At 61.8% G+C, this 25,089-nt stretch carries 32 protein-coding genes; 14 read left to right on the forward strand and 18 right to left on the reverse strand.

Annotated features, from left to right (window positions below):
• Positions 1-10 precede the first annotated feature (10 nt).
• From FAA86_RS01165 to FAA86_RS01200, 8 genes are all read right to left on the reverse strand, one after another.
• The gene (locus tag FAA86_RS01165) at positions 11-1,606 is read right to left on the reverse strand and encodes a GMC family oxidoreductase (protein ID WP_136537992.1); all 1,596 of its coding nucleotides are present in this window, start codon (positions 1,604-1,606) and stop codon (positions 11-13) included.
• A 22-nt stretch (positions 1,607-1,628) separates the two neighbouring features.
• On the reverse strand, positions 1,629-3,764 hold the full coding sequence (scpA, locus tag FAA86_RS01170; RefSeq protein ID WP_136537993.1) for a methylmalonyl-CoA mutase: 2,136 nt from the start codon (positions 3,762-3,764) through the stop codon (positions 1,629-1,631).
• A 185-nt stretch (positions 3,765-3,949) separates the two neighbouring features.
• On the reverse strand, positions 3,950-5,959 hold the full coding sequence (locus FAA86_RS01175; protein WP_136537994.1) for an acetyl-CoA carboxylase biotin carboxylase subunit: 2,010 nt from the start codon (positions 5,957-5,959) through the stop codon (positions 3,950-3,952).
• Positions 5,960-5,964: 5 nt separating this feature from the next.
• On the reverse strand, positions 5,965-6,249 hold the full coding sequence (locus FAA86_RS01180) for a DUF2442 domain-containing protein (RefSeq protein WP_136537995.1): 285 nt from the start codon (positions 6,247-6,249) through the stop codon (positions 5,965-5,967).
• Positions 6,250-6,285: 36 nt separating this feature from the next.
• Positions 6,286-6,699: a hypothetical protein gene (locus tag FAA86_RS01185; RefSeq protein ID WP_113461161.1), complete on the reverse strand. Its 414-nt coding sequence runs from the start codon at positions 6,697-6,699 to the stop codon at positions 6,286-6,288.
• A gap of 4 nt (positions 6,700-6,703) precedes the next feature.
• Positions 6,704-7,081, reverse strand: coding sequence for a hypothetical protein (locus FAA86_RS01190; protein WP_113461160.1), 378 nt, complete (start codon positions 7,079-7,081; stop codon positions 6,704-6,706).
• Positions 7,082-7,090: 9 nt separating this feature from the next.
• Complete coding sequence (gene yghU, locus FAA86_RS01195) at positions 7,091-8,002, reverse strand: glutathione-dependent disulfide-bond oxidoreductase (RefSeq protein ID WP_136537996.1); 912 nt, start codon at positions 8,000-8,002, stop codon at positions 7,091-7,093.
• Between the two features lie 116 nt (positions 8,003-8,118).
• On the reverse strand, positions 8,119-9,651 hold the full coding sequence (locus FAA86_RS01200) for an acyl-CoA carboxylase subunit beta (protein WP_136537997.1): 1,533 nt from the start codon (positions 9,649-9,651) through the stop codon (positions 8,119-8,121).
• A 134-nt stretch (positions 9,652-9,785) separates the two neighbouring features.
• On the opposite strand from FAA86_RS01200, the gene FAA86_RS01205 reads away from it, so the two are divergent.
• The 3 genes from FAA86_RS01205 (at position 9,786) to FAA86_RS01215 (ending at position 11,926) form a co-directional block, all read left to right on the forward strand.
• Positions 9,786-11,195, forward strand: coding sequence for a helix-turn-helix domain-containing protein (locus FAA86_RS01205; RefSeq protein ID WP_136537998.1), 1,410 nt, complete (start codon positions 9,786-9,788; stop codon positions 11,193-11,195).
• 183 nt (positions 11,196-11,378) lie between these two features.
• Positions 11,379-11,603, forward strand: coding sequence for an antitoxin MazE-like protein (locus FAA86_RS01210; protein WP_136537999.1), 225 nt, complete (start codon positions 11,379-11,381; stop codon positions 11,601-11,603).
• Positions 11,588-11,926, forward strand: a complete 339-nt coding sequence (locus FAA86_RS01215; protein ID WP_210309854.1) for a type II toxin-antitoxin system PemK/MazF family toxin — start codon at positions 11,588-11,590, stop codon at positions 11,924-11,926. The genes FAA86_RS01210 and FAA86_RS01215 overlap by 16 nt, the downstream gene beginning before the upstream one ends.
• A 50-nt stretch (positions 11,927-11,976) precedes the next feature.
• On the opposite strand, the gene FAA86_RS01220 is transcribed toward FAA86_RS01215, so the two are convergent.
• From FAA86_RS01220 to FAA86_RS01245, 5 genes are all read right to left on the reverse strand, one after another.
• On the reverse strand, positions 11,977-13,050 hold the full coding sequence (locus FAA86_RS01220; RefSeq protein WP_136538000.1) for an enoyl-CoA hydratase/isomerase family protein: 1,074 nt from the start codon (positions 13,048-13,050) through the stop codon (positions 11,977-11,979).
• Between the two features lie 272 nt (positions 13,051-13,322).
• On the reverse strand, positions 13,323-14,279 hold the full coding sequence (locus FAA86_RS01230) for a D-2-hydroxyacid dehydrogenase (RefSeq protein ID WP_136538001.1): 957 nt from the start codon (positions 14,277-14,279) through the stop codon (positions 13,323-13,325).
• 59 nt (positions 14,280-14,338) lie between these two features.
• The gene (locus tag FAA86_RS01235; RefSeq protein ID WP_136538002.1) at positions 14,339-14,965 is read right to left on the reverse strand and encodes a glutathione S-transferase family protein; all 627 of its coding nucleotides are present in this window, start codon (positions 14,963-14,965) and stop codon (positions 14,339-14,341) included.
• Positions 14,965-15,636: a Rieske (2Fe-2S) protein gene (locus FAA86_RS01240; RefSeq protein ID WP_136538003.1), complete on the reverse strand. Its 672-nt coding sequence runs from the start codon at positions 15,634-15,636 to the stop codon at positions 14,965-14,967. The genes FAA86_RS01235 and FAA86_RS01240 overlap by 1 nt, the downstream gene beginning before the upstream one ends.
• Positions 15,633-15,941 carry a hypothetical protein gene (locus tag FAA86_RS01245; protein ID WP_246034971.1) on the reverse strand — a complete coding sequence of 103 codons (309 nt, stop codon included), beginning with the start codon at positions 15,939-15,941 and terminating at the stop codon, positions 15,633-15,635. The genes FAA86_RS01240 and FAA86_RS01245 overlap by 4 nt, the downstream gene beginning before the upstream one ends.
• An 89-nt stretch (positions 15,942-16,030) precedes the next feature.
• Here FAA86_RS01245 and FAA86_RS01250 point away from each other — a divergent pair, with 89 nt between their 5' ends.
• A complete protein-coding gene (locus FAA86_RS01250) occupies positions 16,031-16,888 on the forward strand; it encodes an aromatic ring-hydroxylating dioxygenase subunit alpha (protein WP_136538004.1) in 858 nt (285 codons plus the stop codon).
• 62 nt (positions 16,889-16,950) lie between these two features.
• On the opposite strand, the gene FAA86_RS01255 is transcribed toward FAA86_RS01250, so the two are convergent.
• Positions 16,951-17,148 (reverse strand): CsbD family protein, encoded by a 198-nt coding sequence (locus FAA86_RS01255; protein WP_113461149.1) that lies wholly within the window; start codon positions 17,146-17,148, stop codon positions 16,951-16,953.
• Positions 17,149-17,375: 227 nt separating this feature from the next.
• Here FAA86_RS01255 and FAA86_RS01260 point away from each other — a divergent pair, with 227 nt between their 5' ends.
• Positions 17,376-17,729 (forward strand): ElaB/YgaM/YqjD family protein, encoded by a 354-nt coding sequence (locus tag FAA86_RS01260; RefSeq protein ID WP_113461148.1) that lies wholly within the window; start codon positions 17,376-17,378, stop codon positions 17,727-17,729.
• A 2-nt stretch (positions 17,730-17,731) separates the two neighbouring features.
• Positions 17,732-18,181: a hypothetical protein gene (locus tag FAA86_RS01265; RefSeq protein WP_136538005.1), complete on the forward strand. Its 450-nt coding sequence runs from the start codon at positions 17,732-17,734 to the stop codon at positions 18,179-18,181.
• Between the two features lie 57 nt (positions 18,182-18,238).
• On the opposite strand, the gene FAA86_RS01270 is transcribed toward FAA86_RS01265, so the two are convergent.
• The gene (locus tag FAA86_RS01270) at positions 18,239-18,430 is read right to left on the reverse strand and encodes a NepR family anti-sigma factor (protein WP_136538006.1); all 192 of its coding nucleotides are present in this window, start codon (positions 18,428-18,430) and stop codon (positions 18,239-18,241) included.
• A gap of 152 nt (positions 18,431-18,582) precedes the next feature.
• On the opposite strand from FAA86_RS01270, the gene FAA86_RS01275 reads away from it, so the two are divergent.
• The 5 genes from FAA86_RS01275 (at position 18,583) to FAA86_RS01295 (ending at position 22,185) form a co-directional block, all read left to right on the forward strand.
• The gene (locus FAA86_RS01275) at positions 18,583-19,377 is read left to right on the forward strand and encodes a response regulator (protein WP_136538007.1); all 795 of its coding nucleotides are present in this window, start codon (positions 18,583-18,585) and stop codon (positions 19,375-19,377) included.
• Positions 19,378-19,463: 86 nt separating this feature from the next.
• A complete protein-coding gene (locus FAA86_RS01280) occupies positions 19,464-20,453 on the forward strand; it encodes a sensor histidine kinase (protein WP_167494850.1) in 990 nt (329 codons plus the stop codon).
• Between the two features lie 51 nt (positions 20,454-20,504).
• On the forward strand, positions 20,505-21,566 hold the full coding sequence (locus tag FAA86_RS01285) for a zinc-binding metallopeptidase family protein (RefSeq protein ID WP_136538008.1): 1,062 nt from the start codon (positions 20,505-20,507) through the stop codon (positions 21,564-21,566).
• 86 nt (positions 21,567-21,652) lie between these two features.
• Positions 21,653-21,988 carry a hypothetical protein gene (locus FAA86_RS01290; protein ID WP_246034972.1) on the forward strand — a complete coding sequence of 112 codons (336 nt, stop codon included), beginning with the start codon at positions 21,653-21,655 and terminating at the stop codon, positions 21,986-21,988.
• Complete coding sequence (locus FAA86_RS01295) at positions 21,985-22,185, forward strand: hypothetical protein (protein ID WP_136538009.1); 201 nt, start codon at positions 21,985-21,987, stop codon at positions 22,183-22,185. Before FAA86_RS01290 ends, FAA86_RS01295 begins: the two co-directional genes overlap by 4 nt.
• A 70-nt stretch (positions 22,186-22,255) precedes the next feature.
• On the opposite strand, the gene FAA86_RS01300 is transcribed toward FAA86_RS01295, so the two are convergent.
• A complete protein-coding gene (locus FAA86_RS01300; RefSeq protein ID WP_069043330.1) occupies positions 22,256-22,420 on the reverse strand; it encodes a DUF1328 domain-containing protein in 165 nt (54 codons plus the stop codon).
• Between the two features lie 230 nt (positions 22,421-22,650).
• On the opposite strand from FAA86_RS01300, the gene FAA86_RS01305 reads away from it, so the two are divergent.
• Both FAA86_RS01305 and FAA86_RS01310 read left to right on the forward strand, forming a co-directional pair.
• Positions 22,651-22,812 carry a NepR family anti-sigma factor gene (locus tag FAA86_RS01305; protein WP_246034987.1) on the forward strand — a complete coding sequence of 54 codons (162 nt, stop codon included), beginning with the start codon at positions 22,651-22,653 and terminating at the stop codon, positions 22,810-22,812.
• A complete protein-coding gene (locus FAA86_RS01310) occupies positions 22,809-23,375 on the forward strand; it encodes an RNA polymerase sigma factor (protein WP_113461140.1) in 567 nt (188 codons plus the stop codon). The genes FAA86_RS01305 and FAA86_RS01310 overlap by 4 nt, the downstream gene beginning before the upstream one ends.
• On the opposite strand, the gene FAA86_RS01315 is transcribed toward FAA86_RS01310, so the two are convergent.
• Positions 23,343-23,738 carry an ANTAR domain-containing protein gene (locus tag FAA86_RS01315; protein WP_136538011.1) on the reverse strand — a complete coding sequence of 132 codons (396 nt, stop codon included), beginning with the start codon at positions 23,736-23,738 and terminating at the stop codon, positions 23,343-23,345. The two genes, FAA86_RS01310 and FAA86_RS01315, sit on opposite strands and share 33 nt — an antisense overlap.
• A gap of 122 nt (positions 23,739-23,860) precedes the next feature.
• Here FAA86_RS01315 and FAA86_RS01320 point away from each other — a divergent pair, with 122 nt between their 5' ends.
• Entirely contained in the window at positions 23,861-24,616 is a 756-nt protein-coding gene (locus tag FAA86_RS01320) for a Crp/Fnr family transcriptional regulator (protein WP_136538012.1), read from the forward strand.
• A 66-nt stretch (positions 24,617-24,682) separates the two neighbouring features.
• Here the strand turns inward: FAA86_RS01320 and FAA86_RS01325 are convergent, their stop codons facing one another.
• Positions 24,683-24,847: a DUF1328 domain-containing protein gene (locus tag FAA86_RS01325; protein WP_113461137.1), complete on the reverse strand. Its 165-nt coding sequence runs from the start codon at positions 24,845-24,847 to the stop codon at positions 24,683-24,685.
• Between the last annotated feature and the right edge of the window lie 242 nt (positions 24,848-25,089).

Below are 25,089 nucleotides of genomic sequence, written 5' to 3' on the forward strand. Positions count from 1 at the left end.
TGGTCTCGCGTCAGCGCTGGTCCTCAAGGATCATCGCCGCCGCCTTCTCAGCGATCATGAGGGTGGGGGAATTCGTGTTGCCTGAGGTGATCGTCGGCATGACCGAGGCATCGGCGATGCGCAGGCCCTTCAAGGCGCGGAGCCGCAGGCGCGGATCGACGACGCTATCCGGATCCGCTCCCATGCGGCAGGTGCCGACGGGGTGGAAGATCGTCGTGCCGATATCGCCAGCCGCCTTTTCCAGCTCCGCATCGCTTTCGAGATCAGGTCCGGGGCGATACTCCTCCGGCTGATAGCGGGCAAAGGCGGGCTGGGCGGCGATGCGGCGGGTAAGCCGGATCGAGCGGACGGCAACGTCGCGGTCGCCAGACGTCGAGAGGTAGTTCGGCGCGATCTTCGGCTGGGCGGCAAAGTCCGGCCCTGCAATATGCACCGAACCCCGGCTTTCGGGTCGCAGGTTACAGACGCTGGCGGTCATCGCCGGGAAGGGGTGGACCGGATCGCCGAACTTGTCGAGCGACACCGGCTGCACGTGGTATTCGAGGTCTGCTGTCTCCTTGTCCGGGCCGGATCGGGTGAAGATGCCGAGCTGGCTCGGCGCCATGGACATTGGGCCAGAGCGGCGGAACGCATATTCCAGCCCGATCATCGCCTTGCCATAAAGGCTGGAGGCGCGCTCGTTGAGCGTCGGCACGCCGCTCACCTTGAAGACGAGGCGTAGCTGCAGGTGGTCCTGCAGGTTTTCGCCGACGGCCGGCACCTCGCGGACTGTCTCGATGCCGGCATTCTGCAAGACGTCACCGCGACCGATACCAGACAGTTCGAGAATCTGCGGCGAGCCTATGGCACCGGCTGACAGCACCACCTCGCGGCGGGCGGCAAAGCGTTTCAACTCACCATCGTGATGCACTTCGGCGCCGGTCACGCGATCGTCCTCTATCGTCAGGCGCTTCACATGGGCGCGGGTGAGGATCGTCAGGTTCTTCCGGTGCCTGATGGGCTTCAGAAAGGCCTTGGCCGTGTTCCAGCGGATGCCGGAGCGCTGGTTGACCTCGAAGAAGGCGGAGCCTTCGTTGTCGCCACGGTTGAAATCGTCGGTTTCCGGAATGCCCGCCTGTTTGGCCGCCGCGCGAAAGGCTTCCAGCACGTCCCAGCGAAGCCTCGCCTTCTCCACGCGCCATTCGCCGCCGGAGCCGTGTTTGTCGTCGGCCCCCCGGTGGAAGTCCTCTGTCTTTTTGAAGAGGGGCAACACATCGTCCCAGCCCCAGCCTTCACAGCCCATCTGGCGCCACTGGTCGTAGTCGCGGGCCTGGCCGCGCATATAGATCATGCCGTTGATCGAGGAGCAGCCGCCAAGCACCTTGCCGCGGGGATAGCCGATGGCGCGACCGTTCAGGCCCGGCTCGGCCTCAGTCCTGAAGCACCAGTCTGTGCGCGGATTGTTGATGCAATAGAGATAGCCGACTGGGATATGGATCCAGTGGTAGTTGTCGCTGCCGCCGGCTTCGAGCAGCAGCACACGGCGCGTGGGATCGGCGGACAGCCGGTTGGCTAGCAGGCAGCCGGCGGTGCCGGCGCCGATGACGATGTAATCGTAGGTCTCCATGCTCCTCCCCGAGCCGTCAGACTCAACTGTTTCGCAGGCGGCCTTCCAGCAGGTCAAGCACGGAGCGGGCGGCATCCATGACATTGGTGCCGGGGCCAAAGACGGCGGAGACGCCATGCTCCAGCAGGAAGTCATAGTCCTGGCGCGGAATGACTCCGCCGACGACCACGATCACATCATTGGCGCCCTTGGCCTTCAGCGCCTCGACCAGTTGCGGGGCAAGCGTCTTGTGGCCTGCTGCGAGCGAGGACATGCCGACGACCTGCACCTTGTTGGCGACGGCGAGGTCTGCGGCTTCCTCGGGTGTCTGGAAGAGGGGGCCTGCCACGACATCGAAGCCGATATCACCGAAGGCCGAGGCGATCACCTTGGCGCCCCGGTCATGGCCATCCTGGCCGAGCTTGGCGATCAGGATACGTGGCTTGGACGCGGCCTTGCCATAGTCCTTGAGGCGGGTGGACAGCGTCTCCATTTCCGGATCGCCCTCGTATGCCTTGCCATAGATGTTATGCACGACTTCGGGCACAGCAACGTGATCGCCGAAAACGGCGCGCATGGCATCCGAAATCTCGCCGACGGTGGCACGTGCCCGGGCCGCCTCGACGGCTGCTTCCAGCAGGTTGCCCTCTCCGGTGCGGGCGATTTCGGTGAGGCGCGCGAGGGTTTCGCTGACCCGCTTGGGGTCGCGCTGGCGGCGCGTCTGTTCGATGCGCTTGACCTGGGAGAGGCGAACGGCGGTGTTGTCGATTTCGAGGATGTCGATCGGTTCTTCGTTTTCCAGACGGAACTTGTTGACCCCGACGATCACCTCCTCGCCGCGGTCGACGGCGGCTTGGCGGCGGGTAGCTGCTTCCTCGATAAGGCGCTTCGGCAACCCGTCATCGACCGCCTTCGTCATGCCACCCAGGCTTTCAACCTCCTCAATCAGGGCCCAGGCTTTTTCCGCCAGTTCGTTGGTCAGGCTCTCGACGTAATAGGAGCCGGCGAGCGGATCGACGACCTTGGTCACGCCGGTCTCGTTCTGCAGGATCAGCTGGGTGTTGCGGGCAATGCGGGCGGAAAATTCCGTCGGCAGGGCAATCGCCTCGTCGAAGGAATTGGTGTGCAGCGACTGCGTGCCGCCGAGCGCCGCCGACATGGCTTCGAAGGCGGTACGGATGATGTTGTTGTAGGGGTCCTGCTCGGCGAGCGACACGCCCGAGGTCTGGCAATGGGTGCGCAGCATCAGGCTCGACGCCTTCTTCGGCTCGAATTCCTGCATGATGCGGGTCCAGAGCAGGCGGGCGGCGCGCAGTTTTGCCGCTTCCATGAAGAAGTTCATGCCAATGGCGAAGAAGAAGGAGAGGCGACCGGCGAATTCGTCGACATTCAGGCCCTTGGCGATGGCTGCACGGACATATTCGCGACCGTCCGCCAGCGTAAAGGCAAGCTCCTGCACCAGCGTCGCGCCCGCCTCCTGCATATGATAGCCGGAGATCGAGATCGAGTTGAACTTCGGCATCTCCTTCGCCGTGTATTCGATGATGTCGGCGATGATCCGCATCGAGGGCTCGGGCGGGTAGATATAGGTGTTGCGGACCATGAACTCCTTGAGAATGTCGTTCTGAATGGTCCCGGACAGCTTGTCGCGCGATACCCCTTGCTCCTCACCCGTAACAATGAAGTTCGCTAGGATCGGGATGACGGCGCCATTCATGGTCATCGACACCGAGATGTCCTGCAACGGAATGCCGTCGAACAGGATCTTCATGTCCTCGACGCTGTCGATCGCCACACCCGCCTTGCCGACATCGCCCTCGACGCGCGGATGATCCGAATCGTACCCGCGATGGGTGGCGAGATCGAAGGCGACGGAGACGCCCTGCTGACCTGCGGCGAGCGCCTTGCGGTAGAAGGCATTGCTCTCCTCCGCCGTCGAGAAGCCGGCATATTGCCGGATGGTCCAAGGGCGGCCGGCATACATGGTGGCTCGGGGACCGCGCACAAAAGGGGCAAAGCCCGGCAGGCTGTCGAGATGGTCGATGCTCGCGACATCCTCTGCCGTATAAAGCGGTTTTACCGGAATGCCCTCCGGTGTGTTCCAGACGAGGCTCTCGGCCGGACGCTTCAGTTCCTTCTCGGCAAGCGCCTGCCAGTCGGCGATGGTTTTCTTGGTCATCCGGTCTTCTCCCTGCTCCGCACGGACTGCGGGCCGACGACTAGTGTTCCTGTTTGCCCCTCACCCTGCCCTCTCCCCGCAGGCGGGGAGAGGGAGGCACAAGCAGCGCCATTTCGGCCTTCTCCCCGTTTACGGGGAGAAGGTGCCGGCAGGCGGATGAGGGGCAGTCTCCTGAGCGGAGATAGCTAGCCCTCGAACTCCATGATCAGCTCATCCACCGCCAGGCTCTGGCCCGGCTTGACGACGATCTTCTTCACGGTGCCGCGGCGTTCGGCCTTCAGGATATTCTCCATCTTCATCGCCTCGACGGTGGCGAGCGCCTGACCGGCTTCCACGGTCTCGCCTTCCTTCACCGCAACTCCGGTGATGACGCCCGGCATGGGGCAGAGCAGCATCTTGGAGGTATCCGGCGGCAGCTTTTCCGGCATGAGTTTGGCAAGTGCCGCGACACGCGGCGAGCGGACGCGGGCGGTCACATCCATGCCGCGCCAGCGGAGCCGGATGGCGGGGCCCTTGAGATCGACCTTCACCGCAAGCATATCGCCGCCGATGTCGACATGGGCGAGCGTCTGACCCGGCTGCCAGTCGGTGGCGACAACAAGCTCGTTGCCGGCCTCGAATGCGACGCGTGTATTCCCCGTGCCCTCGGTGACGGCCATTGCATGGTCGCCACCCACCAGATTGACGACCCAGTCCTTGCCGAGCTTGCGGGTGTGGTTGCCGATGGTGCCGGAGATCTGGGTCGCACGCGCCTGCAGGCGGTGATTGATCACGGCGGCAATCGCGGCGAGCTTTTCGGCCGAGGCGGCATCCGGGGTGACGCCGGTAAAGCCGTCCTTGAACTCTTCGGCGATATAGGCCGTGGTGATCTTGCCGGAGCGGAAGCGCTCCTGGTTCATCACGGCGGAGAGGAAGGGCAGGTTGTGGCCGATGCCTTCGACTTCGAAGCTGTCGAGGGCCTCGCTCATGGCGTCGATGGCGGTCATGCGGTCCTTGGCCCAAGTGCAGAGCTTGGCGATCATCGGGTCGTAATACATCGAGATCTCGCCGCCTTCGAAGACGCCGGTATCGTTACGAACGATGGTGCCGTGGGCGGTCGTTCCCTCTGCCGGCGGGCGGTAGCGGGTGAGGCGACCGATCGAGGGCAGGAAGTTGCGATAGGGATCTTCTGCATAGAGCCGGCTTTCGATCGCCCAGCCGTTCAGCTTCACATCATCCTGACCGAAGGCGAGTTTCTCGCCAGCGGCAACACGGATCATCTGCTCGACGAGATCAAGGCCGGTCACCAGTTCGGTGACGGGATGTTCGACCTGCAGGCGGGTGTTCATCTCGAGGAAGTAGAACTTGTTCTCTTTGCCATCGACGATGAATTCGACAGTGCCGGCCGAGTGATAGCCGACGGCTTTGGCGAGAGCGACTGCCTGTTCGCCCATGGCCTTGCGGGTGGCTGCATCGAGGAAGGGCGAGGGGGCCTCTTCGATGACCTTCTGGTTTCGCCGCTGGATCGAGCATTCGCGCTCGCCGAGATAGAGCGTGTTGCCGTGCTTGTCGCCGAGCACCTGGATTTCGATATGGCGCGGCTCGGTGACGAATTTCTCGATGAAGATGCGGTCGTCGCCAAACGAGTTCTTTGCCTCGTTCTTCGACGACTGGAAGCCTTCGCGGGCCTCTTCTGCGTTCCAGGCAATGCGCATGCCCTTGCCGCCGCCGCCGGCCGAGGCCTTGATCATCACGGGATAGCCGATCTGATCGGAGATCTTCACCGCCTCGTCGGCATCGGCAATCAGGCCCATATGGCCGGGCACCGTTGAAACACCGGCTTCGGCCGCCAGCTTCTTCGAGGTGATCTTGTCGCCCATGGCCTGGATTGCACCAACCGGCGGGCCGATGAAGGTCACGCCCGCCTTTTCCAGGGCTTCGGCGAAGGCTGCGTTTTCCGAAAGGAAGCCGTAGCCCGGATGCACGGCATCGGCGCCGGTCTGCCGGATCGCATCGAGGATCTTGTCGATGACGATATAGGACTGGTTCGACGGCGCCGGGCCGATATGCACCGCCTCATCGGCCATCTCGACATGCAGCGCATTGCGGTCGGCATCCGAATAGACGGCGACCGTCTTGATGCCGAGCTTCTTGGCGGTCTTGATGACCCGGCAGGCAATTTCGCCCCGGTTGGCGATGAGGATTTTCTGGATCATTGTTGTCACTCGGCAGCTTGAGCAGGCGGGATGGCGCCGGGAGCGGCACCCCCAATGATGAGCGCCTTGGCGCTGATGTATTCGTCGATTTCCTCCCAGCCAACGGCGTCACCAAAGGGGAGGATTTCACCCTTGGCGCGCTGCTCGGGGGAAGCCTTGGCGAGGCGCGGATACCACCAGAGCGGCGCCACGATCCTGCGCCCATCCATCATGTCGAAGATGATGCTGTCGTCCGTGACGTCCACAGAGCGGACTTGCAGTTGCCGCTCATCAATGTCCAAAGTGGTCATTCCACGCCTCCTCCCGGCCCTGAATTCCGTTGCCCGCTATTCCCTGACCTTCTTCTTCAGGCCCTTGGCCACGCTCTTCTCGTCCTTCACCTCGCCAAACGCCTCCGGAAAGTTCTTCCGAGCCAGCGGCTCGTTGATCTTCAGCTTGGCGAAATAGGATTGCGGATCGAAACCACGCTCGGCGGCGATGACTTCGCGGCCGAAGAGGCGGCAGAGGCGTTCGCCGTCGAGATTGCCGCGCTCGAAGGGTTCGGTCCCGAAATACTGCCAGAGCGCCTGCATGAAACCGAGATCGGCGAGCGCCACCGTCTGGTCCATGGTGCGATGGCGCGGCCAGTTGGTCACCGGCGTCACCTTCGGATTGGCGCGGCGGATCGTATACTGCCACTGTGTTCCGGGCAGACCGAGCGGAAAGCCCTGGTGTTTCGGCATGAGCGGATCTTTTGCCATGGGTTCACACCTCGAACACGTCTTCGAAGGATTCGGGGAAGTTCTTCCGGGCTACCTTCTCGTCGATGACGAGCATCGCCTCGTAGGACAGAGGATCGAAATCCTTGGTGGCCGGGATGACTTCACGGCCGAAAAGCAGGCTCAGGCGCGCGGCATCCAGATTGCCGCGCTCGAAGGGTTCTGCGCCGAAATGGTGCCAGAGCGCATGGAGGAAGGCTGCGTCGATGCGGTGTTCCTTGGTGCCGGGGCGCGCCTTGCGGGGCAGCGCCTTGATGGGGGTGACGCCGCGCGGATTGGCACGGCGGATGGTAAACTGCACACCGGTCCCCGGCATGCCGCCGGGGAAACCGCGATGTTTCGTCATGTCGGGGAGGCTTGGCATGGTCTCTCCTTACGCCGCAGCGATCTTGTCCTGCGTCTTCGTATCGAAGTCGGAGGCGTCGTGGCGTTCATGCAGCTGTTCGGAGAGCGGGCCGGAGGTCTTGTTGACCATGGCGCCACGCTTCACACCCGGACGGGCGGCGAGCTGCTTCGTCCAGCGCTGGACATGTTCGTATTCATCGACGGAGAGGAAAGTGCCGGCATCGTCATAGGCGCCGTGCAGGGCGAGACGCCCATACCAGGGCCAGATCGCCATGTCGGCAATCGTGTAGTCCTTGCCGGCCATGAACTCGTTGTCGGCGAGATGGCGGTTCAGCACATCCATCTGGCGCTTCACCTCCATGGCGTAACGGTCGATGGCATATTGGATCTTCATCGGCGCATAGGTATAGAAATGGCCAAAGCCGCCGCCGAGGAAGGGAGCGGACCCCATCTGCCAGAAGAGCCAGTTCAGCGTTTCAGCGCGGGCACGGGTCTCGGTCGGCAGAAAGGCGCCGAATTTCTCCGCGAGATAGGTCATGATCGAGGCGCTCTCGAACAAGCGGATCGGCTCGCCGCCATCCTTGGGCGCATGGTCCATCAGGGCCGGGATCTTGGAATTCGGGTTGACCTCGACAAAGCCCGAGGAGAACTGGTCGCCCTTGCCGATATTGATCAGCCAGGCATCATATTCGGCGCCGTCGTGACCGGCTGCCAGCAGCTCCTCAAGCAGGATCGTCACCTTCTGGCCGTTCGGCGTGCCCAGCGAATAAAGCTGCAGCGGATGCTTGCCGACCGGGCGCTCCTTGTCATGTGTCGCGCCCGCGATGGGGCGATTGATATTGGCGAAGGCACCGCCATTGCCGGGCTCCCAGGTCCAGACCTTCGGGGGCACGTAGCCAGCTGGCAGGTTTTTCTCGGGCGGGAATTTTGTCTCGGTCATGAATCGGGTCCTTTCTCGGTGAAGCGCCTCGGGCGCGCCGAGAGTTATATAGGCCTTCCCTGTTGTCCTTGCCCACTCTCAATGCATGATCACAACGGGCCCCTCACAACAGGCCCTCACAGGGGGATCGTGTCGTGCTTCTTCCAATGCGTGCCGACCTGCTTGTTGCGGAGGCTCGCAAACGCCTTGGCAATGCGGCGGCGGGAGGAATGCGGCATGATCACTTCGTCGATGAAGCCGCGTTCGGCGGCCTTGAAGGGGTTGGCGAAATTGACTTCGTATTCCCTAGTTCGCGCCGCGATCTTCTCGGCGTCGCCGAGTTCGGAGCGGTAGAGGATTTCAGCGGCACCCTTGGCGCCCATGACGGCGATTTCGGCCGTCGGCCAGGCATAGTTGATATCGGCGCCGATATGCTTGGAGGCCATGACGTCGTAAGCGCCGCCATAGGCCTTGCGGGTGATCAGCGTCACCATCGGCACGGTCGCTTGGCTGTAGGCGAAGAGCAGCTTGGCGCCATGCTTGATGACGCCGCCATATTCCTGGGCGGTGCCGGGCAGGAAGCCGGGCACGTCGACCAGCGTCAGGATCGGGATCGAGAAGGCATCGCAGAAGCGCACGAAGCGGGCGGCTTTCCGTGAGCTGTCGATATCGAGGCAGCCGGCCAGCACCATGGGCTGGTTGGCGACGACGCCGACCGTCTGGCCTTCCATGCGGATGAAGCCGGTGATGATGTTCCTCGCGAAGGCTTCCTGGATCTCGAAGAAATCGCCTTCGTCGGCCAGCGCGTAGATCAGCTCCTTCATGTCATAGGGCTTGTTGGAGCTGTCGGGGATCAGCGTGTCCAACCGCATTTCGATGCGGGCCGGATCGTCATGGAAGGGGCGGATCGGCGGCTTTTCGCGGTTGTTCAATGGCAGGAAGTCGAAGAGCAGGCGGACCTGTTCCAGCGCCTCGATGTCGTTCTCATAGGCGCCATCGGCGACGGAGGATTTCTTGGTGTGGGTCGAGGCGCCGCCCAGCTCTTCCGCCGTGACGATCTCGTTGGTCACCGTCTTCACCACGTCGGGGCCGGTGACGAACATGTACGAGCTGTCGCGCACCATGAAGATGAAGTCGGTCATGGCGGGCGAATAGACGGCACCGCCGGCGCAGGGACCCATGATCACGGAGATCTGCGGGATGACGCCCGAGGCATCGACATTGCGCTTGAAGACATCGGCATAGCCGGCCAGCGACGCGACACCTTCCTGGATGCGGGCGCCGCCCGAGTCATTGAGGCCGATCACCGGTGCTCCCACCTTCATCGCCATATCCATGATCTTGCAGATCTTCTGGGCATGGGTTTCCGACAGCGAGCCGCCGAGCACGGTGAAATCCTGGGAGAAGACATAGACCTGGCGGCCGTTGATCGTGCCCCAGCCGGTGACCACGCCATCACCCGGCACCTTCTGCTCGGCCATGCCGAAATCGACGCAGCGATGGGTGACATACATGTCGTATTCTTCGAACGAGCCCTCGTCGAGCAGGACCTCGATGCGCTCGCGGGCGGTCAGCTTGCCCTTGCCGTGCTGGGCGGCAATGCGCTTTTCGCCGCCGCCGAGGCGGGCCTCCGCGCGGCGCGCTTCGAGCTGGTCCAGGATCGTCGACATGCTTCCTCCGGAATGATCTGTTTGGCTTTAAAGCCTTGTGTGACACCTATTCCACTGTGCCGCAGAAGAAAACGGTTGAACAGGTGCATCTGTGGATTTATGAATTTGCAAAGTGAAAATTGCGAATTTGCGAAATGGCCATCGGGAAACTCTTCATCGGCCGCAAGGTCCGCGACATCCGCCAGGCAAACGGCGCCACCCAGGCGCAGTTTGCCGATATGGTCGGCATCTCCACCAGCTATCTCAACCAGATCGAAAACAACCAGCGCCCGGTCTCGGCCTCAGTGCTTCTGTCGCTGGCGGAAAAGTTCGGCATCGATATCACCGAGCTTTCCTCCGGCCAGAACGACCGGTTGCTATCGGCGCTCACGGAGGCGCTCTCCGATCCGCTGTTCGAGACCTATTCGCCGAGCCTGCAGGAGCTGAAGCTCGTCACCCAGAATGCTCCCGGTTTTGCCCATGCGCTGATTGCTGCGCATCAGGCTTACAGGCGCGGCAACGAGCAGCTGGCGAGCCTCGACGACCGCCTGGGGGCAGCACCCAGCCAGGAGGTGACGCCGTATGACGAGGTGCGCGATTTCTTCCACTTCGTCGACAATTACATCCACGATCTCGACCTCGCCGCCGAGCAACTGGCGACGGAGCTGAAGCTCGGGGAGGGGGAGAATTACGCGGCGCTCTCAGGCCATCTCGAAGCGAAACACGGCGTGCGTGTCGTGCGCGGCGAGGCGGGTGATGAGGCCATCCGCCGCTTTGATCCGGTGGGGCGGATCCTCACCGTCAGCCGTTACGCCTCTGCTCCCACCCGCGATTTCCAGATCGCCATCCAGATTGCCCAGCTGGCGGCGGCCACGAAGATCGACCAGGTGCTGAAACAGGCGAATTTCCGCAGCGAAGAGGCGGTCGAGATCTGTCGTATGGGGCTCTACAACTATTTCGCCGGCGCGTTGATCCTGCCCTATCGCAGCTTCCTCACGGCTGCGCGGGATCTCCGCCACGACATCGAGCTGCTGGCCGCCCGTTTCGAGGCCTCGCTGGAGCAGGTCTGTCACCGTCTCTCGACCCTGCAGCGGCCGGGCCTCAAGGGCGTGCCGATCTTCTTTGCCCGTATCGACCGGGCCGGCAATATCACCAAGCGCCACAGCGCCGCCCGCCTGCAATTCGCCCGCTTCGGGGCGGCCTGTCCGCTGTGGAATGCGCATCAGGCCTTCGAGACGCCGGGCCGGATCATCCGCCAGACCGCAGAAACGCCCGATGGCGTGCGCTATCTCTGCATCGCGACGCAAGTGTCAAAAGGCTCCGCCGGCTTCCGCGCCGCCAATCCGCGCTACGCGCTCGCCCTCGGCTGCGAGATCTCCTATGCCGGCGCCTTCGTCTATGCCGACGACCTCGACCTCTCCAACCGCGGCGCCTTCGACCCGATCGGCATTTCCTGCCGCATCTGCGAGCGCATCAAATGCACCAGCCGCGCCGTGCCGCCGCTGAAGAGGAAGCTGGTGGTGGATCATCGGGTAAGGAACCCGATGCCTTATGAGATTGATTAAGGGCGTTTCCTTGATCGCGGCAGGGCAAAAATGCTCGTCAGCATTCGGCCGAACCGGTCGTCCCGCTCTCGGCCCAATGGTAGCGTAGATCCTAACATTCGGGCCGTACGTAACCGGAGCTGAAATCATTAGGTAGTGCGCGACCAAAGTGCTAGGGTAGCGCGCGACCTATTGGAGAACGCTATGCCGAGACCTAAGCGCGCCGATGACGGCCTGACCAAGTTTCAACGCTACCGGCAACAGCAGCAGCGCCGGGGCATGAAGCAACTTCGCATTTGGGTACCAGACCCTCACAGGCCCGAATTTGCCGCCGAAGCCGAGCGGCAAGGGCTGCTCTTGCGCGGCCGTCCCGAGGAAACCGAAGCACTGGACTTCATTGCGGCTGCTACTGATTGGCCGGAATCGTGAAAAGAGGCGATCTCGTCACGGTTTCGGCGCAGGGCGATTATGGAAAACCGCGTCCGGCGATCGTCATTCAATCTGATTTTCTCAATGCGGCAGACAGCGTGCTGGTCGTTTTGCTCACCAGCACGATCGCTGAGGCCCCGCTTTATCGGCTCACTATAGAGCCAACGGCGGAGAACGGGCTCAATGTCGTTTCACAGGTCATGGTGGATAAGGTTATGGCCTATCCGCGCGCCAAATGCGGCCCGGTGATCGGTCATCTTTCCGCTGCCGACATGCTGGCTCTCAACAACATGCTTTCGGTGATGATCGGCCTTGCTGACTGACGTCAATGCTCGTCGCACAAATCGGTCGCGAACTCTCATGCGGCCGGAGCCTACCCAAACAACCGCTCATCCTTCGCAACAAAAAACGCCTCGACACTCTCCGGCGCCACATCCTCCAGCGTCGCCGGGGACCATTTCGGGTTCCTGTCCTTGTCGATGATCGCAGCCCGTATGCCTTCGTAGAAGTCGGGGACTCTCACCACCTGGAGGGTGCCTAAGAATTCGCGTTCGAGGCAGGTTTCAAGATCCTTGGAGCTACGGGCCTCGCGCAGCATCCTGAGCGTTACCTTCAGGCTGGTCGGCGATTTCGCGCTGATGGCGTTGAGCGTTCGGGCGGCGAGGTCGGACTGTTCCTGTTCGAGGGCGGCGATGATCTCCTCCACCGTGTCGAAGGCGAAGCAGCGGTCGATCATGGCGCGGCCTTCGGAAAAGATGCCGGTCGGGCCGTCCACCGTATAGTCGCGGATGATCGAGGCCATGGTTGACCCGAGAGCGGGGGCGGGCAGGGCGGCGATCCGCTCCAGCAGTTCGGCCACTCGGTCCTGCGGGACATACCAGTCGGCGAAGCCTGCGGTGATGGCATCCGCGCCGTTCACCGCCTCGCCAGTCAGCCCCATCCAGGTGCCGAGTTCGCCGGCTGCGCGGGAGAGCAGCCAGGTGGCACCAATATCGGGGAAGAAGCCGATGCCGGTTTCGGGCATGGCGAGTTTCGTCGTTTCGGTGACGATGCGGTGGCTGCCATGGCTGGACACGCCAACGCCGCCGCCCATGGTGATGCCGTCCATCACGACGACATAGGGCTTTTTGAAGCGGGCGATGCGGGCGTTCAGGCGGTATTCGGCCTTGAGGAATTGGGAGGCCTTGCTGTCGCCAGCTTTGCCGCTTTCATAGAACATCCTGATGTCGCCGCCGGCGCAAAGCCCGCGTTCGCCCTCGCCGGTGACGAGGACGGCTGCCACATCAGGGTCGGCCTCGAAGGCATCGAGCGCCTTGCCGAAGGCGAGGATCATGTCGTGGGAGAGGCTGTTCAGCACCCGTGGCCGGTTGAGGGCGATCAGGCCAAGTGCGCCCTTCTTTGCCGTCAGGATCTCCTCGCCCTCATAGTCCGCCTCCAGATACCGCATGCCGTCCTCCCTTGTCTTTTGAGAGAGTTAGATATGCGTCGCGGGCAAAGGGCAAGGGCTGGGTTGGCGTATGTGCATACCCCCCTCTGTCACTGCGTGACATCTCCCCCACAAGGGGGGAGAGCGGAGCGCCGCGTTTGCCGATCCCTTTGCGGCGCCAACGGAATGTGAGCGGGCCGGCGGTTCAGCCAGTCTCCCCCCGTGTGGGGGAGATGGCCGGCAGGGCAGAGGGGGGTACCCCGATGCGACAGCCTTGACCTGCCTGAGCAAGATCAGCCAACAAGATTACGCGGGGTTCCCGCCAAAAACAGCTCGATGTTCTCGATCAGCTGGTCGGCCAGCGCCTGGATTGCCTCGCGGCTTGCCCAGGCGACATGCGAGGTGAGGATGACGTTTTCGCGTGATGCGATCCGCATCATCGGGCTGTCTGGCGTGGGCGGTTCGCCATCGGTGACGTCGAAGCCGGCGCCGGAGATCTGACCTGCATCGAGCGCCTTTTCGAGAGCCAATTCGTCGACAAGGCCGCCGCGTCCGGTGTTGATCAGCAGCGGCTTGCGCTCCATCAGGGCGAATTCGCGCGCACCGATCACGCCGCGCGTTTCCGGTGTCAGCGGGCAATGCAGCGTGATCACGTCAGAGCGCTTCAGGACCTCGTCGAAAGCCGTCTGGCCGGATTTCAGCTCGGTTGCGCCGCGGCGGCCGGCGGCCAGCACCGTCATGCCGAAGGCCTCGGCGATCTTGCCCACGGACTGGCCAAGCGTGCCGTGGCCGATGATGCCGAGCGTCGAGCCGCCGAGATCGGCGATGGGGTAATCGAAATAGCAGAATTGCGCGGCCTGCTGCCAGCGCCCCTCGATCACCGACCGGCGATAGGGCAGGATGGAGCGGCGCAGCGCCAGCATCAGGGCGAAGGTGTGTTCGGGCACCGTGTGTTTGGCGTAGTTCCTGATATTGCAGACGGCGATGTCGTGCGCCTTCGCCTCCGCGAGATCGACGATGTCGGTGCCGGTGGCGGAGACGGCGATCAGCTTGAGCTTCGCGGCGCCGGCAAGCGCCTCGGCGCGGACGGGGGCCTTGTTGGTGATCACGACATCGGCGTCGCGGATGCGCTCGGCGACCTCATGCGGGGCGGTACGGGCATGGACCACCATCTCATGCGGCACGGAGGGTGCGCGGACCACGGTTTCCGGCGACAGCGTGTCGCGGTCGAGAAAGACGATGCGGATCATGGCGGACCTCCCTGCGTTGCCATCGACCTAGCCGAGCGGCTTTCGGGCAGCAAGGCAGGTCAGTGATAATCCGGTACGCCCGGCATAGTGATGAAGCCCGGAAGCGCGCGGAAGCGGCGCAGCCAGCGGCGAAGGGCCGGGTATTCGTCGTGGTCGATGCCGCAGTCACGCGAAAGCGCGAAGCTCGGCAGGAGGGCCAGATCGGCCAGCGTCGGGTTGTTGCCAACGAACCAGTCCGAGCCTTCGATCTGCCGGAGCGTCATGTGGTCTTCCATGATGCGAAAGGCTTTGCGGGCGGCCTTGAGATCCGCCTCGCTGGCGCCCTCGGAGGTGAAGAGAGCCGCCTCGCGGGCGTCGACGGCGGGTTTCAGCTCGCGGGTGGAGAAGCCATGCCATTGCTGGACGCGCCCGAAATCAGCTGCATCGGCGGGCAGCCAGGGACTGTCAGGCGCATGGGCGCGGACGAGATAGGCGAGGATAGCCGCTGTGCCGAACAGCCTGACGTCGCCGTCTTCAAGGATCGGCAACGTGCCGGTCGGGTTCAACGCCAGCATATGCGGCTGTTCCTGCTCGCGGCCGGGCGCCTTGTCGACGGCAACCGTCTCGAAGGTGAGGCCGAGCATGGAGAGGAGGAGGCGGACGCGAAAGCCGTTTTCGTCGAGGTGGTAATCGTAAAGCCTGATCATCACGCGGCCTCCATCGAGCGTGCTTCGAGGCGATTGCGGAGGTCGGTTGCCCAGAGCGTGAGGCTGCGGCGGGTGGTGGTCGAGATGTCGCCGGTGACGGTCACGTGGAGTGCGGAGCGCTCGGCGTCGCGGGACTGGGCGGCGATCAGCACGGTCGTGCCGTTTCCTTGCAGTGTCACCGTTGAGGCTGAGGTTGCGCCCACGCTGTAGCCTTCCGGCAGCGCTGTCGTTACCGCCGCAAGAGCCGCTTCCGCTGGCATATCGAGGAAGAGGCTGCGAACGGGTTCTGCCGTTTCGGTAAGCGTCGAGAGGTCCGCTGCATCCGCCCCTTCCAGTGCCATCCAGACGATGCCGGCGCGTTCGGTTGCGGCGAAGGTCGGGACCTTGATCGTCTTTGGCACCTCGAGATCGGGATGGGCCGGAATGTAGCGACATTGGCCGCCCGTATCGTAGCGCCATCCGTGATAAAGGCAGGCGATGTGGTCGCCGCGCACGAAGCCGAAGCTCATGCGCATGCCGCGATGCGGACAGCGATCCTCCCAGACATGGACCGCGCCCTTGTCGTCGCGCCAGACGACGCGCTCCTCGCCGTTGACGAGCGTTCCGGCAGAGGTGCCGGCTTCGATGTCGGCGGAAAGGGCAACGGGGATCCAGGGAGAGGGTGATGTCATGATGCGGCCTTTGCGGGCAGGTCGTCGTCGGTTTGAAATCTTGATACGTCGAGCACGATGCTGTCATAGGGGCCAAGGCTGACCGCCATTTCAAAGGCGTCGATCAGGGCTTCCGGGCCCGACAGCGTGAGGCGGCAGCGCTCGCTGTCGCAGAAGGCAATGTTCAGGCCGAGCGAGAGACGCGCTGCACGATGTTCGGCAAACGCGACAAAACCTTGCGGCTCCAGCCTTCCGGAAAAGGTGAAGCCGACGGTCATCTGGCCGGCCTTCGCCGTCATCGGATGGGGATCAGTGTTGCCTTGCAATTGTGCGCGCTCTAATTTTTAGGCAATCTAGCGGCGGGCGCGATCGGGTTTCAAGCGGTTTCTCCCATGCTCCAGAGGAAAGACAGACTATGCAGAACGGTATCGACAAGGCGTCGCTCAATCAGTGGTATGTGCTCGATACCGAGGCGGTGATCCCCGTGGGCCGATCGCAGAACCGGCTGCTCGGGACGGATCTCACCGTCGTCAAGCAGGCGGATGGGGCGATCGAGGTGTTTGCCGAGGGGCGAGCCGAGCCGCTGCCGCTTCGCCATCGTTTCGGTTTTCTCTGGGCGACGCTGGGTGAGCCCGAGCGCGAGATCTTTCCCCTGCCGGAGGCCGATGAGCCTGATCGACGCTATGTGCCCTGCGGTGTCGTCACCGTGAAGGCGTCAGGGCTTCGCATCGTCGAGAATTTCCTCGACATGGCGCATTTCCCCTTCGTCCATACCGACGTGCTGGGTGCGGAGCCGCATACCGAAGTGCAGAGCTATGATGTCGAGATCCGGCGTGAGGAGGACGAGGTCTGGGCGACCAACTGCACCTTCTTCCAGCCGCAGGCGGCTCTGTCGGCGCAGGACGGGATCACCACGCAATACATGTACCGGGTGATGACGCCGTTCACGACGATCCTCTACAAGACCTGTCCCAATGCGACCAATCGCTGGGATGTCATCGGTCTCTTCGTCCAGCCGCTCGATCCCGGCCGCTGCCGGGCCCATCCGATCATGTATCTGATCGACGATGTCTCGACGACGACGGAGCTCATTCATTTCCAGCAGATGATCTTCCTGCAGGACCGGATCATCCTTGAGAACCAGCGTCCGGTGCTTCTGCCACTCGAGCCGCGCAAGGAAATTCCGACCCGAGCGGATGCTTCCTCCATCGCCTATCGCCGCTGGCTCAAGGAAAAGGGCGTGACTTACGGCGCAACGACGGCTGCGGCATGAGGGCAACAAAAAACCCGGAGCCGTGAGGATCCGGGTTTCATATGTCTCAAGACCTTCAGGTCTCAGCCGCGGGCCATCCAGTCGTCGATCTCGCGGTCGGCTTCTTCCTGGGTCTTGCCATAGGCGGCCTGGATCTTGCCCGACAGTTCCTTGCGCTTGCCGGCGATCACGTCGAGATCGTCACCCGTGAGCTTGCCCCACTGGGTCTGGGCCTTGCCCTTGAACTGTTCCCAATTGCCTTCGATCTGATTCCAATTCATCGGTGTTCTCCCGTGTCTGGGGTGTTGTCGAGGCTCGTGTCCTCGGCTGCAACAACGTGAGCCGCGTCTTCGGGTTCCATCTTCTTCATCTTCTTCATCTTCTTCATCATCGTCCCGGGAAAGGGTTCGGATCTGTTCAAGTTTTCGCCGATGCGGTGGAACACTCGCGCACTTCTGACGTTTGAGAGGGAACAAGACACCATATTTTACAACGAAGGAGATCGACTATGGCGCAGGTACCGAGTGCCTCGAAGAACAAGGCCGAAAGCATCGCAAACGACATGGCGACCGGCATTGAGAACAAGGCATCCACGACCGCCGGTGCGACAAGCGGCGACGTGCAGGCCGATCTCGAAGCTCTGCGCCGTGACATCGCGTCGCTGACGCAGACGGTTGCTTCTTTCGGCAGCGGCAAGATCCGCCAGGCGGGTGAGACCTCGCAGCAGTATATGGACAATGCCCGCGAGCGCTTCATGAATGCGGAAGAGGACATTGAAGCCTATGTCCGCGCAAAGCCCCTGCAGTCGCTCGCCATGGCCGCTGGCGTCGGTTACGTGCTCGCCCTGCTCAGCCGGCGCTGATCATGCTGCCTCTCTTCAGACATCTCGGCGTCGCGGCATTCGGTAAAGTTCGCCCGACAGCCACTCGTCTGACGCGCTCCCTGATCGGGGGCGCGGTGGCCGGGATCTTCGGGCTGACGGCCTATGTGGCATTGTTGCTGGCGCTCGGCTTCTACCTTTCGGCGGAACTCGGCGCGGTCTATGCAGCTTTGATCGTTGCACTTCTCACCGCCGTTTGCGCCGTCATCGTGCTCATGGTCGTGCAGGGTATGAACAAGGCGACCGAGCGACGGGCCGAGGCTCGGCAGCGTGCGGCACGCTCCCGGCTTCCGGATCCGATGACGTTGCAGATGCTCGCCGGCGTACCCGCCATGATGAGAGGGCGTTCTTTATTGACCACTGCCGCAATTGCGGCTCTGGTCTTTGGCGTCGCGAAGATGCAGGGCGTTGGTCGGGACGATCGCGACGATTGATTGTGAAGGAGAGAGCCAGTGCGATTGTCGCTGGCTCTTTCTGCACCTGAGCCTCAGTTATTTCTTCGCTCTGGTTTCCGCGTCCTGCAGGCGTTCGAGAAGGTCCAGCAAATGAGAAGGCGTGCCTTCGTCCACGATGCTGTCGTAATAGCCGCGGAGCTTTGTGCCGATCAGCGCGTTGTCGTTGTGTCGCTGTGCTTGGGTGGGCTTTTTCGTCTTCGCCGGCTTGTCCGCAGGGCCTTCAGCCATTTTGTTCCAGTTCCATCGTTTTCCTAGGCGAAATGAGAATTACTCCTATAAGATTTCGGATGCAAAAAAGTTCCACAGGTGATGGAACTTTTTTGCAGGCACGGCGTTTTCAGCCGAGTCCGCACCGAATTCCATACTGATTGGAGAACTGCATGTCCCTTACTGCCCGCGTTGCCGTCCATCTTCCCTATCTGAGGCGGTATGCACGCGCCGTCACCGGTTCGCAGACATCTGGAGATGCCTATGTCGCGGCTGTTCTTGAGGCGCTGATCGCCGATATCTCGATTTTCCCGGATACGGGGAACGACCGCGTTGCACTCTACAAGCTCTTCGTCACCATTTACGACTCCACCAAGGTGGAGCTGCCCCAGATCACCTCGCCCTTTGCCTGGGAAAAGCGCGCAGCCGCCAATCTTGCCGCAGTCCCGACACGTGCTCGCCATGCTTTCCTGCTGATCACCGTGGAAGGCTTCACCACTGCCGAGGCTGCCAACGTCCTCAGCGTCAGCGAGTCCGAGTTCAACGGGCTCTTCAATGAGGCCTCCATGGAAATTTCTCGTCAGGTTGCAACCGATATCATGATCATCGAGGACGAGCCTCTGATCGCGCTCGACATCGAGCAGATGGTCGAGGACCTCGGCCACCGTGTCACCGGCATCGCCCGGACGCATGCCGAAGCGGTCGATCTCTACAAGCGCACCAACCCGAAGATGGTTCTGGCCGACATCCAGCTGGCCGATGGCAGCTCGGGTATCGATGCCGTCAACGACATTCTCAAGGTCGACACGATCCCGGTCATCTTCATCACGGCGTTCCCGGAACGTCTGCTGACGGGCGAACGTCCGGAGCCGGCATTCCTGGTCACCAAGCCGTTCAACCCCGACATGGTCAAGGCGCTGATCAGCCAGGCGCTCTTCTTCAACGAGCGTGTTGCAGAGCAGGTTTGATCTAGAACGCGTGAATGGACGTAAGCGAGGAAGGGACCGGCGGGCGAGGCCGGTCCGGGGTGCCGATCAGCGGCGGAGCAGGTAAATTGGTACATCGGTTGACATGGTTTGAACCTCAGCGCGGCGACGATCAGCTGCGGGAGTTCTTCATAACCGCGCTCATGGATATGGGCGCCAGCCTGATCCTTCAGGACAAGGACGGTACCTATGTCTGCATCACCTCGCTGCCGTCTCGCTGGCGGCTGACTCCGGGTGTCGTCCCCTCCGACGAGGCGATTTTCGGGGAAGAGGTTGGGCAGAAGCTCGCCGAGCTGAAGTCTGGCCTCGTCAATGCCGGTGATCGTGCGGAACTTGAAATCGAGGGAGGTGAGGACACCTTCTACGAATTCCGGTGCCGCATGGTGGAAATGGCAGACCACGATCTGCACATGATCACGGTGGTCATCGACCGGACGGAAGACCGCCGGCGCGAGCGTCTCTTGAGGGCGCTGCTGCGTGAGGTCAGCCACCGGTCGAAGAACCTGCTCGCCATCATCCAGAGCATTGCCTCTCAGACGGCGCGCTATTCCGGCACGCTCGACATGTTCCTCGGCAAATTCCGCGGAAGGCTGCATGCCCTGTCGCAGTCTCAGGATCTGATCACGGATTCGAGCTGGCGTGGCGCCTATTTCCGGGATCTGCTGAAGCAGCAGGTTGATCGTTACGTGCAGGAAAACGCCGATCTGGTGCAGGTGTCTGGCGAAGACGTACTGCTTACGCCGAATGCCTCTTTGCATATCGGTCTTGCGCTTCATGAGCTGGTGGTCAACGCCGTCAGTCACGGTGACTTCCTGCAGCGGCGTCTGCCGATCGAGGTCTCCTGCCGCAAGCTGGATACGCCGGACGGGCCTGTGGTGGAGATGCTTTGGACCGAGCCTTACACAGCCCGCGCGACCGAGGACACGAAAGCTGCCCGTTTCGGCAGTACGGTCCTTGAGCGGGTCGTGCCGTCGTCGGTCAATGGCGAAGCAAAGCATTCCTTGGAAAACGGGCAGGTGCGTTACCAGCTGCGTTTCCCGCTTGAGATTTTCGACTGACCATCCAGCTCCGCCGCCTCCCGCGTCGCTGCCTCACAGAAAGACGAGATCATGCGCCTGTTCAGTTGCAGCAACTGTTCGAATGTCGTGCATTTCGAAAATGATGGCTGCGTGACCTGCGGTTCACGCCTCGCCTTCCGCTCCGGCAACCTCGACATGGTCGCGCTCGACATGTCCTGTACCCAGGTGCTCGAACAGGGGCAGGTGGGAACGGATACCGTGAGGCCTTGTGCGAATGCCGCATTGGGCGGCTGCAACTGGCTGGTGGAAGACGCCGATGAAAGCGGCTTCTGTCTGGCCTGCCGCCACAATCTGACGATCCCCGATCTCTCGATACCGGAGAACCTGCAGAACTGGCAGAGGATCGAACTCGCCAAGCGCGGCCTTTTCTATTCGCTGCTCAGGTTCCAGCTGCCGCTGGTCACCCGGACCGCCGATCCGGAGCGGGGGCTCGGATTCGAGTTCCTGGCAGACGATCCGACGGCCGAAGGCGAGGGGCCGGTTCTGACGGGCCATGACGAGGGGCTGATCACGCTCAACATCGCCGAAGGCTCGGATGCCGAGCGGGAAGCGCGGCGTGTCGCACTCGGTGAACCCTTCCGCACACTCCTCGGTCACTTTCGCCATGAGGTCGCCCATTACTATTGGAACGTGCTGGTTCGTGACACGGGCCGTTTCGACGAATTTCGCGCCGTCTTCGGTGACGAGCGCGAGGACTATTCGGAAGCGCTCAAGCGACATTATGCCGAAGGTCCGGTCGTCGGCTGGGAGAACAGCTTCATCTCCGCTTATGCGGCCAGCCATCCGTGGGAAGACTTCGCGGAAACCTTTGCGCATTACTTCCACATGGTGGATGCGCTCGATACGGCCGATGCGTTCGGTCTTCGCACGAGCCCGGATGTCGAGGCCGATATTCCCGCCATCGAGCTCAAGCGGACCTTCGACAGCTACAGAGCGGGCAGCGCACTGGCGCTGATCCGTGCCTGGGTGCCGTTGACGCTTGCAATCAACAGCATCAACCGCAGCATGGGGCAGCCGGATCTCTATCCCTTCGTGCTGTCAGAGCCGGTGATTGCAAAGTTGCATTACATTCATGGGCTGATACGCGCCTAAACCGGCCGGCCCGCCTTACAAACGCCGAATTCCCGGAACCTCGGCCAAGTCTCCGCGTTAACTTTCCAGTAACACGGAGACTGATCATGAACAGCATGGCTGCCTTATTGGTCATTGTGGCCTGCCATCCTCAAGACACCACCTGTCTTCAGGATCCTGTGGCCGTCATTTCCTATGACACTGACGATGCTTGCTACAACGCGCTGCCGCAAGAACTTCGCAGAGCGCGCGCCATGGCGGATATCATCTATGGTGATTGCTTCCCGGTCAGTGCCGACCTCGTCGCCGGGCGCGACATCCGCCAGACGATCGATCCCGGCAAGCTTGCCGTTCTTGATGCCCCGGTGTCCGTCGCCGGTCCTGCCGAGGCGCAGGCATTGATCGCGCCGATCCCGGCAGAGCGTTATGGAGCTATCCGATGAATACGACCCATACGACCCAACCCGCACAGAACCCGCAGCCCAATGTCGATGCCGAGAACCGCCATCTGGCGCAGCAGGCCGGTCTCGATCAGGACTTGGAGTCGCAGGTGCCCCCCCGCTATGGGCCGTTTACCGTCACGACGCTCAGCATCATCCTGATCCTGCTCGTCACGGTGATCATTTGGGTGCTGGTTTAGAAACCTTGATTTAAGTAAAAAAATAGGCCGCTTCTTTCGAAGCGGCCTATTTTGTTCATCTTTGACCTGCTCAGGCCTGACGGAAGAGGCGCATGGCAAGCGAGATGAGGAAAAGAATGATGAAGATGCCGAAGAGGATCTTGGCGATACCTGCAGACGCGCCGGCGATGCCGCCGAAGCCAAGTACACCTGCGATCAGAGCGACGACCAGAAAGACGAGGGCGTAGTAGAGCATATTGGGTTCTCCTGTTTCGATGGCGGAAGAACGTCGCCTGTCGGTCTTTGTTCCATCTCGATCACGGTTTCGAGAGGGCCGTTTGTGCTATTGTCGGGGGCAAATAAAAATATCGCGTTTCGTGGAACCTTCTCCGCGCATCCGCGTTTTCAGGCGACACCGTTTCAAACCCGTTGGACCAAATGACAGAACATTCAAAGAAAGCGCCGGCTTCGAACGGGCTGCCTGGAATGGCCGCCTTACACCCCGGGGTCTCGGCGCAACTGCGAGAATACTACCAATCCGTACAGGAGGAGGGCATACCCGAGCGGTTCCTGCAACTCCTCGAGCGTCTGGATGTGGCGGAGCGCCAGGCCAGCGAAGATACTCGCATCAAGGATACTGCTCGATGACTGTTGGCGATAAGTCGACTGACGGATCTTTCAAGCGCGAGCTGCTCGCCGCGCTGCCCAACCTGCGTGCTTTCGCCGTGTCGCTGACCGGCCGCCACCATGTGGCTGACGATCTGGTGCAGGACACGATCATGAAGGCCTGGGCCAAGCAGGATCACTTCGAGCCCGGCACGAATATGAAGGCCTGGCTTTTCACCATCCTGCGCAACGAATTCTATTCCCAGATGCGCAAGCGTGGCCGCGAAGTCTCCGATACGGACGGCATCTTCACGTCACAGCTCTCCACCCATCCGCAGCAATACGGCTCCCTCGATCTGCAAGACTTCAAGCGGGCGCTTGACCAGCTGCCGAGCGATCAGCGCGAAGCGATCATTCTCGTCGGCGCTTCGGGCTTCGCTTATGAAGAAGCAGCGGAGATCTGCGGCTGCGCCGTGGGTACCATCAAGAGCCGAATCAATCGCGCGCGCAACAAGCTTCAGGAGATCCTGGGCGTGAGTGGCGAGGGCGATTACGGCCCGGATGCCAACAGCTCAGCGGTCATCAAGAAGGCCTTCGCTGTCTGACGACTTGCGACGCATCGCGTCGAGCACCGCCGCAGCCAGTTCTGCTGATTGCGGCGGCTTGGAGACCATGGGGTAGGACGACACAACCGTGTCCGCAACGGGGTAATAGTCATAGGACGACAGAAAGACCGGCACTGCGCCGGCCGACTGAATCAGCTTCGCGCGCTCGACATTCAAGGGCTCGGCTGCTGCAGCGTCGATGATGACAATCTCGAAATCTCCCGCAGAAAGCTCTTGAGCCAGCCTGGCAAGCGGCGTGATCTTCACGTCACATGTCAGGCTCTCCTGCAGGATGCGCTCCACCTCCATCGCAATAAGATACTGGTTTTCGGCGATGAGAACGCGGGGCGTCGACGTGGTCATGGAAGTTCCTTTTGTCAGCCGCGCGTTATGGGGCGTAGGTTGACGACCGTCATTTAAAAAAGACATGTGATGTTTTGATTGTTCCATGCAGGAACATGGTGGCGTAGAAACGAGGTCATCCGATGGCAATCGAACCCAGCCCGTCTCCCATTCGCGTCAGCTGCTTCGAATGTCCCCTGCGGCACATGAAGCGCTTCCGCCCTTTCACCGAAGCAGAGCTGGAATTCGTCTCCTCCTTCAAGCGCGGCGAGCTGATCGCCGACCCCGGAACCACCGTGCTTGTCGAGGGTGCGCGCAGTGCGCATCTCTACACCGTGCTTTCCGGCTGGGGGTTCCGCTACAAGATCCTTGAGGACGGTCGACGGCAGATCCTGAACTATATCGTGCCGGGAGACATGATCGGCCTGCAGGGCGCGGTCATGGCCGAGATGCAGCATTCGGTCGAGGCCCTGACGCCGATGACGCTTTGCGTCTTCGAGCGGAGCCGGCTCTTCTCGCTGTTCGAGCTGCATCCGGGACTCGGCTTCGATCTGACCTGGCTTGCGGCGCGCGAGGAGTGCATTCTCGACGAACACTTGCTCAGCATCGGGCGACGCTCAGCGCTCGAGCGCTCCTCCTATCTTCTTGCCTTCCTGTTCGATCGCGGGGTGAATGCCGGGATCCTCGGTGACAACCACCGCCATATCCCGGCGACGCAAATGCACTTCGCCGATACGCTCGGTCTGTCGATCGTTCACACGAACAAGACATTGAAGAAGCTCGCAGATCGGGGGCTCATCCGCTGGCGCGAGCGGGGCTGCGACATCATCGATCCCGTGGGACTGCAGGAGATTGCCAGCTGGACGCCCGGAGATCCCCGGGTCAGACCCTTCATCTGAAGGCAGCACACGAAAAGGCCCGCATCGCCACTGGCGATGCGGGCCTTTTGCATTCGGGAGCGAACGTCAGGCTACAATGATGACCCCGGTAAAGAGGGCGATGATCATCACCACCAGGACGATGAAAATCAGGATCTTGGCGATGCCCGCCGAAGCGCCTGCCACGCCGCGAAAGCCGAGAAGGCTCGCTACGGCAGCGATGAGAAGTAGAATGAGGATCCATTGCAGCATGTGTGTCTCCCTGACGTTGTTCCATTGGAGAAACAGGGTGGGCCGGTAGTTTGTTCCATCGCGCACCTGACAGCACATTGTGTGCGCTGCAGCAAAAATCGGTTTAAGTGCCGCGCGGGTGTGACAAAACCGTCATTTGTTCCTGAAGCTGGACTAGACAGGGGGCCTCACTTCTGGTCGTGTCCGCCATCGGAGAGTCCTTCGACTTTGGGCGAAGGATAGCAGGTAGAACCCGTTTGAAC

It is taken from the genome of Rhizobium rosettiformans W3 (assembly GCF_004912135.1).
GTDB classification, from domain to species: Bacteria; Pseudomonadota; Alphaproteobacteria; order Rhizobiales; family Rhizobiaceae; genus Allorhizobium; species Allorhizobium rosettiformans.